Annotated in this window: 13 protein-coding genes; 7 read left to right on the forward strand and 6 right to left on the reverse strand. The window is 45.5% G+C overall.

Translation table 11 applies throughout. The features are described 5' to 3' along the window. The first annotated feature begins 159 nt into the window (after window positions 1-159). From ITG09_16995 to ITG09_17020, 6 genes are all read left to right on the forward strand, one after another. Entirely contained in the window at window positions 160-1620 is a 1461-nt protein-coding gene (locus tag ITG09_16995) for an aldehyde dehydrogenase family protein (protein UPR55197.1), read from the forward strand. A gap of 155 nt (window positions 1621-1775) precedes the next feature. Continuing rightward, a complete protein-coding gene (locus ITG09_17000; protein ID UPR54651.1) occupies window positions 1776-2771 on the forward strand; it encodes a membrane dipeptidase in 996 nt (331 codons plus the stop codon). A 230-nt stretch (window positions 2772-3001) separates the two neighbouring features. Further along, entirely contained in the window at window positions 3002-4597 is a 1596-nt protein-coding gene (locus ITG09_17005) for a BCCT family transporter (protein UPR54652.1), read from the forward strand. Window positions 4598-4845: 248 nt separating this feature from the next. Continuing rightward, window positions 4846-6648: a hypothetical protein gene (locus tag ITG09_17010; protein UPR54653.1), complete on the forward strand. Its 1803-nt coding sequence runs from the start codon at window positions 4846-4848 to the stop codon at window positions 6646-6648. Continuing rightward, entirely contained in the window at window positions 6645-7382 is a 738-nt protein-coding gene (locus ITG09_17015) for a DUF3726 domain-containing protein (GenBank protein UPR54654.1), read from the forward strand. The genes ITG09_17010 and ITG09_17015 overlap by 4 nt, the downstream gene beginning before the upstream one ends. Window positions 7383-7712: 330 nt before the next feature. Beyond that, complete coding sequence (locus ITG09_17020) at window positions 7713-9005, forward strand: alpha/beta fold hydrolase (GenBank protein ID UPR54655.1); 1293 nt, start codon at window positions 7713-7715, stop codon at window positions 9003-9005. Window positions 9006-9128: 123 nt separating this feature from the next. Here the strand turns inward: ITG09_17020 and ITG09_17025 are convergent, their stop codons facing one another. The 6 genes from ITG09_17025 to ITG09_17050 all read right to left on the reverse strand — a co-directional run bounded on the left by ITG09_17025 (window position 9129) and on the right by ITG09_17050 (window position 14631). Further along, window positions 9129-9311, reverse strand: a complete 183-nt coding sequence (locus tag ITG09_17025) for a hypothetical protein (GenBank protein UPR54656.1) — start codon at window positions 9309-9311, stop codon at window positions 9129-9131. A 264-nt stretch (window positions 9312-9575) separates the two neighbouring features. Beyond that, window positions 9576-9803, reverse strand: coding sequence for a PAS factor family protein (locus ITG09_17030; GenBank protein ID UPR54657.1), 228 nt, complete (start codon window positions 9801-9803; stop codon window positions 9576-9578). Window positions 9804-10026: 223 nt separating this feature from the next. Beyond that, window positions 10027-12183 carry a c-type cytochrome gene (locus ITG09_17035; protein ID UPR54658.1) on the reverse strand — a complete coding sequence of 719 codons (2157 nt, stop codon included), beginning with the start codon at window positions 12181-12183 and terminating at the stop codon, window positions 10027-10029. Beyond that, window positions 12180-12794: a cbb3-type cytochrome c oxidase subunit II gene (locus tag ITG09_17040; GenBank protein UPR54659.1), complete on the reverse strand. Its 615-nt coding sequence runs from the start codon at window positions 12792-12794 to the stop codon at window positions 12180-12182. The genes ITG09_17035 and ITG09_17040 overlap by 4 nt, the downstream gene beginning before the upstream one ends. Beyond that, window positions 12795-14219, reverse strand: coding sequence for a cytochrome-c oxidase, cbb3-type subunit I (gene ccoN / locus ITG09_17045; protein UPR54660.1), 1425 nt, complete (start codon window positions 14217-14219; stop codon window positions 12795-12797). A 37-nt stretch (window positions 14220-14256) separates the two neighbouring features. Next, window positions 14257-14631, reverse strand: coding sequence for a cytochrome c (locus ITG09_17050; protein ID UPR54661.1), 375 nt, complete (start codon window positions 14629-14631; stop codon window positions 14257-14259). Between the two features lie 465 nt (window positions 14632-15096). On the opposite strand from ITG09_17050, the gene ITG09_17055 reads away from it, so the two are divergent. Further along, window positions 15097-15552, forward strand: a complete 456-nt coding sequence (locus tag ITG09_17055) for a hypothetical protein (GenBank protein UPR54662.1) — start codon at window positions 15097-15099, stop codon at window positions 15550-15552. Window positions 15553-15558: the final 6 nt, after the last annotated feature.

Genomic DNA, 15558 nt, shown 5'->3' on the forward strand with positions numbered 1-15558 from the left:
TTGAATTAAAGCGGTTTATTGATACAAGCGATCGGGTTCACTTTAGATACAAAATGTACGACTTATTTTAGCAATTAATTACCTGAATATTAACAGTTTATTAATTAACCAGATGGTTGCCAGACTCAACCGCAACCTAACCGTTACAAGGACAGAATGATGACTCAATTACAGAATGTTCAAGCAGAAAACGCACTTTACATTGGCGGCGAATGGCAAGCGGGTGTAAGCACCGTTGCGAACATTAACCCATCAGATATTTCTGAAAACATCGGTAACTTTGCACAAGCAAGTGCTGAACAAGTTCAACAAGCGATTTCAGCGGCGAAGCACGCTCAACCAGAGTGGGAAAAAACGCCGATTGAACGCAAGCAGGCGGTTCTTCAAGCGATTGGTGATGAGCTGATTGCACGTTGCGATGAGCTAGGCACGCTTCTTTCTCGTGAAGAAGGTAAGCCTTTTGCTGAAGGTCGTGGTGAGATTTACCGTGCTGGTCAGTTCTTCCAATACTTTGCGGCTGAAGTGCTTCGTCAAATTGGTGACAACGCAGACTCAGTACGCCCAGGTGTTTCTGTTGAAGTGACTCGTGAAGCGGTAGGCGTTATCGGCATCATCTCTCCTTGGAATTTCCCGACAGCAACGGCTGCTTGGAAAATTGCTCCAGCATTAGCTTTCGGTAACAGCGTTATCTGGAAACCAGCAAACCTAACACCAGCAAGTGCGGTTGCGCTTACAGAGATCATCCACCGTCAAGGTATCCCTGCAGGTACGTTTAACCTTGTACTAGGTAGCGGTTCAACGGTAGGTGATGCACTGATCAACTCTAAAGAAGTGAACGGTGTGAGCTTTACCGGTTCTGTTGATACGGGTCGTAAGGTTGCGGCTGCTACAGCGCCAAACTTCGTTCGTTGCCAACTGGAAATGGGCAGTAAGAACGCACTTGTTATTGCTGACGATGCAGACATCCAAACTGCGGTTGATGCAACGATTGCAGGTTCGTTCTCGGGTGCTGGTCAAAAATGTACAGCGTCTTCTCGCCTTGTGGTTATGGATAGCATTCACGACCAATACGTTGAAGCACTAATCAAACGTATGAGCGAGCTGAAAGTGGGTCACGCACTGGAAGAGGACGTGTTCATGGGCCCTGTTGTTGATGGTAACCAACTTGAAGCAAACCTAGGTTGGGTTGAGAAAGCACGTCAAAGCGGCGGTGAGTTGGCATTTGGTGGCGAACGCTTGAGCATGAAGCACGAAGGTTTCTACATGTCTCCAACGTTGTTCTTGAACACTAAGAACGATTGGGAAGTGAACCAAGAAGAAGTGTTCGCACCAATGGCAAGCGTGATTCGTGTCGCTGACCTAGAAGAAGCTATTGCGACAACCAACGATACTCGCTTCGGTCTAACGGGCGGCATCATTACTCAAAGCCTACGTACTAGCGCAATGTTCAAGCAACAAGCGCAAACAGGTTGTGTGATGGTGAACCTACCAACAGCAGGCACGGATTACCACGTACCGTTTGGTGGTCGTAAAGAGTCTAGCTTCGGTCCTCGCGAGCAAGGTCAATACGCGAAAGAGTTCTACACAGTGGTTAAGACGGCTTACCAGCGTCCTTACTAGTCAGCTCTCTATTAGTAAGAATTGGCCTGATTCACAGAGTCAGGCCAACACAGCAAATGAAGTTAGATACGTGATTTAACCCATTTTTGAAAACATGTTATTTGAGCGTGTTTTCAAAACCGAGCTAGAACACTGAGCTTTCAATAGGAGTGGTTATGTACCAGCAACGGATTGTTATAGATGGATTGCAATACTGCAATTGGAACAGAGAATATTTCCAAACACTAAAGGCGAGCGGCATTACAGCAGTTCACGCTACCGCGGTTTACCACGAGACAGCTCGTGAAACCTTATCTCGCTTTGCAGAGTGGAACTTAAGATTTGAGCAAAATGCAGACATTATCATGCCGATTCATTCAATGGCGGATGTGGAAACTGCAAAAGCGACCGGCAAAGTCGGCATTTTCCTTGGTGCTCAAAACTGTTCTCCAATCGACGATGAGATTGGCCTGATCGAAGTGATGCGCAAACAAGGTCTTTTGATCATGCAGCTTACTTACAACAACCAGAGCTTATTGGCGACGGGTTGTTACGAGAAGAACGACACCGGTATCACGCGCTTTGGTAAGCAAGCTATCGAAGAGATGAACCGAGTGGGCATGATCATCGATATGTCTCACAGTGCAGAGCGCTCAACACTTGAGGCAATCGACTTGTCTTCTCGTCCTATTTGTATCAGCCACGCGAACCCAACGTTTGCTCATGATGCGCTACGAAACAAATCAAACGATGTGATTAAAGCCCTAACCGCACGCGGTGGCTTAATCGGATTCAGCTTATACCCATTCCACCTACCAAACGGCAGCCAATGTACGTTGGAAGACTTCTGCCAGATGGTCGCGACTACCGCTGACATGGTTGGCGTTGAACACCTAGGAATTGGCAGTGACCTATGCTTAAACCAGCCTCAAGCGGTTCTAGAGTGGATGCGAAATGGTCGTTGGTCTAAAGCAATGGACTACGGCGAAGGCTCTGCGAACAACTCAGGTTGGCCTGATGCGTTGCCTTGGTTCTGCGGTAGTGCGGGTATGGAAAATATTTATAACGGATTGATGCGTCATGGTTTCAGCGAGTCTGAAGCTGGGCAAGTCTTGGGAGAAAACTGGTTTAACTTCTTGAAAGATGGCTTAGAGCCGCAGAGCAAGGGTTAAGCGTTTCTCGCTGGTAATCATCTAATAGGCTGCCTGCTAACAAACGTTCATTTAGCCAGCGTTGCTTTAATCAAATTCATTATTTAAAAGGAACAACGGTCTATTTCGCAACGCGGTAACCCAAACATGGATTAGCCTGCCCAACACAAAAAACAATAGGGCGGGTGTTAAATACACACTTGTAGTCATCATTCAAATGACAGCTGCAAAGAAACCTCTGGAGTCAGAGTATGTCTGATTTAACCAATAGCGTGAAATCTTCAAACGTAAATGCGGGTCAAGCAAACACAACAAACAAAAAAGCACAGTCTGAATCTACTTCAGACAAATTAGGACTAACCAACCCAGCACTTTGGTACAGCGGCGGTTTTATCGCCCTTTTTGTAACGTTGGCTTTGTTTGACGGCGAGCTACTATCAAGCCTAGTAAACACAGGCTTTGCATGGGCTGTAAAAGTGTTCGGCCCTTATTGGCAAATGCTTCTTCTTCTGACTTTTCTTATTGGTCTTGGCCTGGCGGCAGGGCGAACAGGCAAGGTTATCCTAGGCGGCATCGCGAAACCTGAAATGGATGGCTTCCGTTGGATGGCGATCATCTTCTGTACGCTACTGGCAGGCGGTGGTGTATTTTGGGCCGCAGCAGAGCCTATTGCTCACTACGTTAGTCCACCACCATTGTACGGCGCACAAGAAAACGCACAGCAAGGCGCGGTGAATGCGTTATCACAATCCTTCATGCACTGGGGTTTTCTTGCATGGGCAATCGTTGGTAGCTTAACGTCTATCGTGGTTATGCATCTTCACTACGACAAAGGCTTACCGCTTAAACCTCGTATTCTTCTTTACCCTGTATTAGGTGAAAGAGCTCTGAAAGGCCATACAGGCGCATTGATTGATGCATGTTGTATTGTTGCAGTAGCAGCGGGAACCATCGGTCCGATTGGCTTCTTAGGCCTGCAAGTGAGCTATGCCCTGAACGAACTGTTTGGTATTCCAGATGGTTTCACGACACAGCTGATCATCATCTTGTTCGCTATCGTTCTTTACACATTGTCTGCATTAAGTGGTCTTAACCGCGGGATGCAAATGCTAAGCCGTTACAACGTAATTTTAGCCATGGCATTGATGGTCTACATCTTGATCTTCGGCCCAACAAACTTCATTTTCAATGGCTACATCCAAGGTGTAGGCAGCATGATAGATAACTTCATCCCAATGGCAACATACCGTGGTGACGAAGGTTGGTTGAGCTGGTGGACAGTATTCTTCTGGGGTTGGTTCTTAGGTTACGGCCCAATGATGGCAATCTTCATCGCACGTATTTCACGTGGTCGTAGTATTCGCCAGTTGGTATCAACCATCAGTCTTATTGCGCCGTTTGTAACATGTTTCTGGTTCACCATTGTTGGTGGTTCTGGTCTAGCGTTTGAAATTGCAGACCCAGGCAGCGTAAGTAAAGCGTTCGAAGGCTTTAATTTACCTGGTGCGCTACTGGCAGTAACTCAGCAACTACCAATGCCAATGCTTATCTCTATTCTGTTCTTGATCTTGACGACGATCTTCATCGTAACGACAGGTGACTCAATGACTTACACCATCAGTGTGGTAGTCAGTGGTGAGACAGAGCCTAACGCAATTATTCGTACTTTCTGGGGTGTGATGATGGGGGTAACAGCATTGATTCTGATTTCTCTAGGTTCAGGCGGAATCTCTGCGCTGCAATCGTTCATTGTAATCACAGCGGTACCGGTGTCCATAATCTTACTGCCATCGCTTTGGAATGCGCCTCAAATCGCAATCAAGATGGCGAAAGAGCAGGGTTTTTAAAGAACAGGCTTTGTAAAGACAAGAGCTCTGTAAACCAAGAAACTGATTAAAGAAGAAAAAATCAGCCTTCGAGAGAAGGCTGATGCAAAAAATTCAGAAAGGAACAGCAAAACCGTACTGGTGAAGATACACCGGACGGCAACGTATTTAGGTCAATCGATCTAGTCAGGACAAATAATAAGGGGCGAGCTCGCTTGCCCCACATAACGTGAAAGCTAACCAGCATACAGTAATAACGAATGCTTCAAATGACGGCAACGATCGGTTCTGAATGGCTAGCAAAATCCTATAACTATAAGGTGGTGAGCAAAATGGATGCACATCGTTCTACCTACACTGAATCAGCATTACGTGACGCAACCGTGGTCATGGCACCGGAAAGGCTAGGTGCGATGCACCAAACACGTATCAGCTTTGTAAGAACTCTGATTCGTAAAATGGCGCAGCAAGAATGGAAAGTGACGAAACATGAATGGCAATTAGACGCTCAGGGTTTTGGTCATGTTATCTATAAGCTAGCGACGCCAAACCATGTTTATCATTTGGTTGTTTTTTGCGATGAAATTGCAGATGACGAACGAAATGACCGTGTAATTGCTGAAAAGTGGGACGTAACGTTTGCGCTTGTTCTTGGTGATGTTGATGTCACCCTACTTGAAAGACTTCGTGCGAATGTACCGCTTCAAGAAGCCGGCCGTAATCCAAATAACGTACTTGTTTTAGCGCGTGCAAACAAAAGTGTACGTGTGTTTGAACACATCGTGAGTCACTTGGCGAAAGGTGTTCAACCAACGCCAAAAGAACTCGCTGAAGTAGGCTACATCCTAAGAACCACTGCCGTTTATGGTAATGGCAAATTTGGCATTGCAGACTTTAAAATCTTGGAGAAAAATGAAGATTTTAATCAGTCATTTAGTGCGCAAATGTGTGCAGTTTATATGCTACGTGAGTTCAGCCTAGATTGGGTTCATTACCTAGCCGAACAACAGGGCAGTGAACAAGCGATTACCTTGCATCGAGGATTACAACGTTACCTTGGTGTTGGCAATGCGACTGGCTTGGGTATGGCGCCATACCTTATTAACCACCCTAGTATTGTCGATCAGTGGATGACAACCCGTGAACATGCATTGGCGGACGTGTTGTCCAGTCAGACTGATACGTCGTTGATCGAGCCACTACGTACCTTAGTTAAAAAAGCGATTTGTCATTTAGAACAAGTCGTTACCATCAATGAAACACAGCAAGAGCTGAACAAAGCCGCTGTTGATGATTTGAAAGAAACAGAGCAGTCACTAGAAGCTTCTGTAAACCATTGCGAGACATGGGCTCAGTTAGTTGAACAATCTAAGCACATGAGTATGGAAGCCCAAGAAATTCTTATCTCATGCTTGATGGAATTGTACCCAGAATTAGTGGACGCCCATCAAGAGCAAATGAATTGCAGCGAAACACTGTCGCTTCCTAGTGGCAAAAAGATTCAAGACCTTCTTGTTGTATTAGAAGAAAAGTACCGCTGGGCGATCACGACCGACTTTACCAAGGCAGAGAATAATTACTGGTTCTGGTATCGCTCTAAAGACAAAGAAGAGCCAAGACTCGGAGTGCGAGGTGAGGAACTAGGTGAAGAGCGTGAACTGCCGTTGGATATCGGCCGTCAAGCTTACCGTTTGTACCATGCTTTGCTGCAATTCGCGCCAGAGCTTTCATTGGCTGAGTTCCTTGTTAAACAACCTCAACACCGTGCGATAGCTCGTCGTGTGTGGACGCTAGGTAACAAGGCGATGGGCGACATTCAAATGAATGTACTGCACCAAGACTCACCACCAATGCACTTACTGCGTTGCAAGCTTGCGATGTTTGGTGCGACTAAGTTTGATCCTCGCTCAGACCGTTGGGTTCGAGTGACGTTTTTCCAAGGCGCACCACTGCTTGATGAAATTCATCAGGACGAATGGGTGTTCCCACTGTTACCGAGTGAAGCGGAGATGGCTGACTCAAATAAAGTTCCTACACATATCAACGTTCAACATGGAGGTAAATCGTTATGATCGTTTCTCACAATGAACTGGTAGCGGCCGTTAATAAAGCCTTTTTGGGTATGCGTCGTACATGTGGTGAAGCCGATGTGATAGCGAACATGGTGGCAGATTTACAAATGGTGGGTTTGGATGGTGTTCGTCATTTTAACAATGCGAGCAACTTTATGGGGTTAGAAGACGATTGCCCTGTAGACATTCAAGTGAGCAGCGACAATACCGTTGAAGTTGACCTGCACAAGGCGAGTTTAGCCTGTCACCTTCCAGTGATTATGGACTATTCGATTGAAAAAATGGTTGGTAAGAAGACACTGAAAATTGAGCTAAACAACTGCCACAACCGTTGGTTAGCGTACAGCGAGCTTGTGAAACTGGCTGCGAAAGGCATCGCGTGCATGGCATGTTGGGACAATGGTTCTAACCCTAAGAGCACTTTGTATGTTCTTAACCGTGGTTGCGTAGCTCCAGAACTGTTTTTATCAGATTTGCCACTGGCATCGGACGAACATATCCACAATATGACCATCGAACTTTCCGTCCAGGATTTCGATATCGAACGTTTGTCAGATGGATACCAAACACACATTGAGTCAGAAACGCTTTTTAGAACTCAAGAGAAAGCCTGGAACGATGGTATTGAAGTTGATGAGGCAGAGTGGGGCGCATTGAAAGAAACCGCAACGGCCATTCTTGTTGAAAGCAGCCAGCGTTCGATTCAAGGTGCAGGTGAACTGACAACTTCTTAGCTTAGTACTTATTGCTTAGTCCATCGATAACACTCTATATAACAGATAAAACCAAAGAGCTTAACGTATCCTCACCTCGTTAAGCTCTTTTTATTGGTTTCTCATTTTCATTCTTCCTCTCAATAGATCACACCTTAAACTCTCTGTTTTGACACAAGTTGTTACGCGTTGAAGTTTAATTGAGCAATTAGATGAAGCACCTTCACAATCATGTTAAACAAACGGTTTCTTTTACAAGCCACTATGCGTATCTTGCTAACTAAAGGTGCCAACGGGCGCCGTTTTTATTAGTACCGATGACATTAGAATCAGATAAAAAAGGAATGAAGCGTGCAAGCTAACTTTATTGATGGAACCACCCTGTATCGTCAGCACTCTTTTGAGTTGCCACTCGATTACCAAGCAAAAGATGGACAACAGATCCAAGTCTTCGCACGTGAGCTGGTTGATCTCGCTAAAGATGCGCAAGAACTGCCATGGCTGATCTACTTTCAGGGCGGCCCAGGTTTTCCTTCTCCACGAGTGAGCGGCCAATCAGGTTGGCTAAAGCGTGCACTGCAAAACTACCGTGTTCTGCTTCTTGACCAGCGTGGTACAGGCAACAGCACGGTGATCAGCCATGAAACCTTGGCGCACTTATCTCCAGAGCAGCAAGCCGAATACCTAACGCATTTCAGAGCCGATAACATCGTTCGTGACGCGGAAGCGATTCGTGAGCAGTTCGGTGTTAAGCAATGGTCGACGATTGGCCAGAGCTTTGGTGGCTTCTGCACATTGAGCTACTTGTCGTTGTTCCCACAAAGTTTACAACGCTGTTATGTCACGGGCGGTATTCCTTCTATCGAGCGCGAAGCTGATGATGTTTATCGTGCGACCTATAAGCGTGTAGAAGACAAAAACAGAGCCTTCTTTGCTCAGTTCCCACAAGCACAAGCTATGTGTCGTGAGATCTCTGATTACTTGCTTAACAACGACGTGAGACTGCCAAACGGTCAAGTATTTACGGTTGAACAGTTCCAATTGATTGGTATTAACCTTGGTGGCGGTGAAGCGAACCTTCCTATGTATTTCACACTGGAAAGTGCCTTTGTTGAAGTAAACGGTAACAAGCAGTTGAGCTACAGCTTCTTAAATCAAATGCAACAAGAGCAGGGTTACTTAACTAACCCAATTTACGCGATTCTGCATGAATCGATTTACTGCCAAGGCACAGCGTCTAACTGGTCTGCACATCGAGTACGTGAGCAGTACCCGCACTTCAACTACCAATCTGACAGTGAGTTTTGGTTTACTGGCGAAATGGTTTATCCATGGATGTTTGATCAACTAGAAACGCTTAAGCCATTGCGTGAAGCAGCGAACATGCTGGCAGAAAAATCGGACTGGGGCACTTTGTATAACGCAGAACAGCTGAGCAAGAATACAGTGCCAATGGCGTGTGCAGTTTATGCCGATGACATGTACGTTGAGTTGGATTACAGCCGTGAAACACTGGCGAATATTCCAAACTCAAAAGCGTGGATCACCAATGAATATGAACACAACGGCTTGCGAGTAGACGGCGAGAGAATTGTCGATAAATTGATGACGATGGTTGAAGCATTGGAAAATCTGCCAAAGTAATCAAGCTATTTACGTTAAAAGTAAGATAGCCTAGAAACAAGAAAACGCTGCATCCGTGCAGCGTTTTTTTATGTCATCGAACTATTCGATTTAAGGAACTAGGAGGGGTAGCCCTTGAAGCCATTAAGGTTGGATGACGATATCTTGATTTTCAGTGGTCGATAAGCTGGCGCGGTTTTGTTCGATAAGCTGCGCCGCATAAGAGGGAGTGACAGCTTGAATTTCGCCTTTTGAACGAATCGTTAGTGCTTCCCACGCATGATCACGATATTTGCCTGTTTGTGTATATTCAATAAGTACTCTCATGATTCTTCCATCCGGTGTGTGGTTAACGTGCTACTAACATTAGCGCCATTATCGAGGTTACACATCTGTTAAAAATGGAACATAAGATTAACCAAATGAGAATGCGAGCAACTTGAAAATTGCAGCTCCTTGGATTTATCGTAAAGAGTCATGCTTATCGTAATTAAGCGTACTTATCGTCAACAACAGCACTTGTTGTAAATAGCTTGCACAAAAAAACGCTGCACAATGGCAGCGTTAAAATGGAGATAGGTTGAAGCTAGATTAGCTGTTTTCTAAACCAACAATCTTGCGTGCAGACATGACTGCACTATCCAAATCGGTCAATCTACCAGCACTCGCTGGACCAAGAACTGATGAATACAAAGCCAACTGCTTCTCAAATGATAAATCTAATTGGTTATATAGATTTTGGCGGATTTGAGCGTGTTGCTGTGGCTTTGCGCTCGACAGGCCTTCTAACGTATCGTAGATGAGTGTAGTTGTATCCATATCTGTCCTTCGTACATCTTTGAAAAATTTCGCACATTATGCACTTGGTGTCATCTTTGTTCTGCGAGATTGATCGCATTATGTGCAGATCTGCTTAATTGTGTAATCAGTTAGTTATAATTGTGTTGTAGGGCGCTACTGCGTACAAGAGGATCGAAAATGAAAAGGAGGCACATTGGCCTCCTTTGGTTTATTGCAATTCACTGTCTAAATGATATGTCCGCTATCGGATGTTGATGGTGTTATCTCTGCGGTCATACATGTCTGGCGTGGTATGTAAGCCACCTGCGTAACCTGCTGCTTCAAGCGTCTCTCTTACTTCACGAACATGCTCTGCGGTTACGGGCTCTTGCCTGTCACCAAGGTGCAATCGTACGAAGGTGATCAACTCAGCCAATCTCTGATCCGATAAGACATCCTCAAAACTTGCCATCGGCATGAAGTTTCGGTCTTTGTCGAGATAAGTAGGTTGTAGACCGCGCACGGTTACCGCAATGGTGTTGAATGGATCGCTGTGCATGATAATGCCGTTATTCAACAGAGTAGGGGCGATAGGGTCGCGACCTTTACCGTCGTCTCCATGACAGGCTCCACACGTTTGGCGATAAGTGGTGTAGATTTCAGCCGCGTAAGACTCTTCATCAAACCCTTTGGGCTGCAACGGTACAGCGCCACTGCTAATGGTGTTGTTGATGTCACCACTGAGTAGGTAATAAGACATTGACTCAATATCTTCACGCGTCATTAAACTCAGGCTGTTTTTCACTACGTCTGCCATCCCTGCAAAAGCGGTACCTTTGTCTGAATGACCTGTGTGTAAGAAGTCGGTGAGTGTTGCCTCGTCCCAACCGTCGATATAAAGCTCATTGGCTGTGATATCAGGCGCATTCCAACCATCAATTAAGTTACCTTGGAAAATACGTTCTGGTATCAGAGCTTGGGCAATATTTCGTGGTGTGTGGCACTCAGAACAGTGACCAAGACCCGCAACCCAATATTTGCCTTGTTGCCATTTCTCAACGTTGTCGACCTTGTCTGTGAGTTCCTCAGGAACTTGATAATCGACCGGGTCGGTGTCCATGAACACAATATTCCAACCCAGTAGCCCTAGGCGAATATTCGATGGGAACATCATGCTGTTGTCATCATTGCGTCGTGGCACGGCGGTGATTGACTGCATGTATTCCCACAAATCCACCATGTCTTGGTCGGTAAGGTGTTGATAAGAGGTGTAGGGCATTGCAGGGTACAGGTAACCATTCTTGCCTTTACCTGCAACTAGCGCGGCTCTGAAATCATCAAAGTCATAGGTCCCGATACCTTCGGTAGTATGAGGTGTAATATTGGTTGAATACACTGTGCCGAAAGGGGTAACAAAGGGTAGGCCGCCAGCAAAGGGTTCGCCACCTTCTGCACTATGACAAGCCACACAGTCACCGGCATAAGCGAGATATTCTCCGCGCTTAACAGATGATGCTTTCAAACTCGCGAGCCTTTGTTGCTCGACTTCACCAGCGTGTCGGATATAAGCTCCAAGCGCGAGTATTTCGTTCTCGGTGAGCTGCTCATCAAACGCAGGCATTAGGTTGTTCAAACCGTAATTGATGGTGTGCTGAATCTCTTCAATACTGCCGCCGTGAAGCCAAATATCATCAGAAAGATCAGGTACACCAATCGCTGGGTTAGCGACAGCACCATCGGCATGACAAGACGAACAGTATTGGACGAATAAGGTCTTACCGAGTTCGACTTTAACCTCAGGCACATCGGTATGACGTTGGTTAAGAGACGCTAAGTAGTAGGAAACCTTCGCCACTTCATCAGGGCGCATGATTTCGCTCCAACCCGGCATCGCACCATTTCGCCCTTTGGCAATAGAATGGATCACAGCTTCATCACTGCCACCGTATAACCAGTCTTGGTCGATAAGGTTCGGGAAGTGTTTCTGGCCTTGTGCATCATCTCGGTGACAAGCGGCACAGTGAGTTTGGAACAGAATCCTGCCGCTGTTCACGATCTCTGGGACTGCAGCTAATCCCTCTAACGTAGTTTCGTTGGTTTGTGCAAATTGCTCATTGAGAGTGGTGGATGGTGAACTGAGCTTATCATCGCTTTGTTCCCAATCGACTAAGCCTTCCCATTCGCCAAGCCCGGGGTAGAGCACCAAATAGCCTGCAGATAAAAGAAATGCGACCGCATAGCTTACAAATAACAGCTTAGGTGGAGGTGCATCTTTCTCTTCGATCCCATCAAAGGTGCCAATGGTGTGGTCGTGATCGGCCTTGTGATTGCTACGCCAGTATTTAACGACAACAGACACCATCAAAACAAAGAATATTAAGGTTAAGAGTACCGCCCATAGATTCCAGAATGTGCTCATTGTGATACCTCCTGTGACGTATCTTTACCCAGGCTTTGTAAATAGCGAATCAGCGCTTCACCTTTGGTTTTGCCTCTTACTTGCAATCGGGCGTCACCAATTTCTTGATCGGTATAAGGCACACCTAAGGTACGTAATACTTCCATTTTGGCGCTAATATCATCGCCAGTCAGAGTCTGCTCAAATAGCCAAGGGTAAGAGGGCATGATAGATGTCGGTACGACTTTTCGAGGATCAATTAAGTGAAAAACATGCCACTGGTCAGAATACTTTCTACCTAAGTTAGTGAGGTCAGGGCCAGTACGTTTAGAGCCCCACAAGTTAGGAAACTCATAGATATCGTCTGCTTCTTGGTTCGGACGACCGTTACGTTTCACTTCTGGCTCTAGAGGGCGAACCATTTGTGTGTGGCAAACATGGCAACCTTCACTGATGTAGATGTCTCGCCCTGCTAGCTCAATCGGTGTGAGCGGCATCGCTAAGCTGCCTTCGGCAATATCATCCCCACGGACAATGCTTGGCACTACCCAGACCAATAAAGAGAAGGAGGCGACGACAACGGTGGTCAAAATTAAAATGACGATTGAATGTGTAAAGTCTTTACTCATCATTTAAGCTCCCTCATTAACGGTGTGTTTAGCGTCGTGTACTACTGGCATACGAACCGTTTTGTACAAGTTGAATGCCATTAAGAACAATCCAAGTACAAACAGCGCACCACCAAAGAAACGCATGAATAGCCAAGGTGCTTTAAAGTCCATAGCCTCTACAAAACTGTAAATCAGTTCGCCATTTTCATTTTGAGCGAGCCACATATAACCTTCACCGATCCCTGCTATCCAAAGTGCTATTGCATAAATGGCGACACCAGCATGAGCGAGCCAAAAGTGCCATTTAATCAGTCGTCGTGACCAAAGATCGGTTTGGCCCCATAAGCGTGGAATGAAATAGTAAAAAACCGCTATCCCTGACATCCCAACCCATCCGAGAGCCGCGGAATGTACGTGCCCGATGATCCATTCGGTGTTGTGTGCCACCATGTTGAACCAGCGAATAGCGAGTAGTGGACCTTCGAATGTCGCCAAGCAGTAGTAAAGAATTGCTGAAAAAAAGAATAAAAGAATGTAGTCAGACTTCAGCTTTTCTTTGTTTTGTAAGAGGGTCATTGCGCTATTGAACGCACCGGCCCAAGAAGGGAGCCAAAGGATCAATGACATTACGATGCCGATATTTTGAATCCAGATAGGAACGGAAGAATAAACCAAATGGTGCGTTCCGGCCCAAGTGTAGAAGCCGACTAAGCCCCAAAAGTGGATCACAGACAAGCGGTACGAATAGATAGGTCGATCTGCCGCTTTAGGTATGAAATAGTAGTTCATACCAATCACGCCAGCGGTCAGCAAGAAGCCTACAGCATTGTGTCCCCACCACCATTGAACAATCGCATCTTGAGCCCCTGCAAACACAGAGTAGGACTTCATCGCTAATACAGGCATCGCGAGGTTGTTCACAATGAAAATCATTGCGACGACGATGATGAAAGCAGCAAAGAACCAGTTAGCCACGAAGATATGGCTCACCTTACGTTTAGCAAGGGTGCCAAAGAACAACACCGCATACAGCACCCAAACTAGCACAATCATTAAGTCGATTGGCCATTCAAGCTCTGCATACTCTTTTGAGCTTGTGTGGCCTGCGGGTAGAGAAATGACCGCAAGTAACAGGATGAATTGCCAGCCCCAAAATACCATCCATGAAAGGCTTTTATTGAACAAGTCACAATGACCGGTTCGCTGGGCAATGTACAACGACGTCCCCATCAAGATATTCACGACGAAGCCGTAAATTACTCCTGATGTATGTAGTGGGCGCAGTCGACCAAATTGGAAATATTGAGAATCAAAGTTTAAGACTGGCCAATATAATTGCGCGGCGAGAATCACGCCGATGATCATTCCTACAATTGCCCACACTAAGGATGCGATGATGAAGTACTTCACGACCTTAATGCTGTATTGCGTTGTCACTTGTTCCATAACAAGGCTCCTTGCCTAGGGGTTTTGAACCGCTGACTTAATTTGAATCGTTAAGCGAGCTTGGGTCGTTACCAAGCATTGAATAGAAATAGGAAATGTCGCGGATATCTTGGTCTGAGAGCGTATCGGCTTGTTGTTGCATGAGAATCGCTAAGCCACTGGTTCTTTCTCGAGTCTGGTAATCTTTCAGTGAAGAGATGAGGTATCCCACTTTTTGACCGCGAAGGTTCGGGTAGGGATCTTGTGTTGAGATGCCATCAGCGCCATGACAGGTCATGCACACTTTGGCTTTTTGTTTCCCTAACTCGAATTGTTCTTGATTAACTTCCGCTGAAACAGGAAATATGACCAGCGTCATTGCTAGAGTAGAAAGTGTCGCCATGGGGTTCAATCTTTTTATATTCAAACTCATTCTCGATTCCCTTGATTATGAATTGAGTAAGCCTTTCAAGAGCAATAAAAGGTATCTGCTAGAGTAGTAGAAACGACTGGTAGCAAATAAAAAGGCTCATAAAGTTTCTTACGTTCGGTTAAAGGTTATGCAGCAACAGGCATTCTCGCTACTTACTTACTCATATTTATTGTTAATTTTGTTGTTTGATACGTATTCATAGGGATTATTGGATTACTTTTAACGTTCAAAATTCGTGTTTTTGTCGCTAGACGGCCGATAGATAATGCTCAGGCGGGCAGGAGTATTGAACAATTGTGGCGTTCGACGAACTAAATGAGAGAAAGGTAGAGAGTTTAATGACACAGGTTGGATGCTGAGGGCTCGGTACAAAGCGATACCGTTTAATGCCAGTGCTCAGGATACGAGTTAAATGGTCATTTTAGACTAGACTCAAATTAGTGACCTTTTTAAATGGAGTTTAGAATGAGAACTGTATTCCTGTTTGTGCTCTGGTTTTGCTCGTTTTCGATTTTTGCAGCCTCAGAGTTAACCGTGTTCGACCACTCCGGAAAAAAGCATGCATTAAGTAGAGAACAACTCCTAACACTTCCTCAGACAGAAATTACCACCATGTTGCCATGGGTTGAGGGTCTGACCGTTTATAGTGGTGTGACGTTACAAACAGTGCTTGAAGATATGGATTTACCCATATCACAGCAAGTCACTTTTGTGGCATTGAATGACTATAAAATTTCCGTTCCCAAAGAAGATTTCGATACCTATGAACCTATCATTGCGATCAAAAAGAATGGTGAGTTTATGTCTGTGAGAGAAAAAGGCCCTTATTGGTTGATATACCCACTATCTGCGAACCCAGAGACCAATACCCCTGATTTCCATGCCAAGATGATTTGGCAGATTCGTGACATTTACCTGTAGAGGCTA

Origin of the sequence: Vibrio cyclitrophicus (assembly GCA_023206055.1) — a bacterium.
Taxonomy (GTDB): Bacteria; Pseudomonadota; Gammaproteobacteria; order Enterobacterales; family Vibrionaceae; genus Vibrio; species Vibrio cyclitrophicus_A.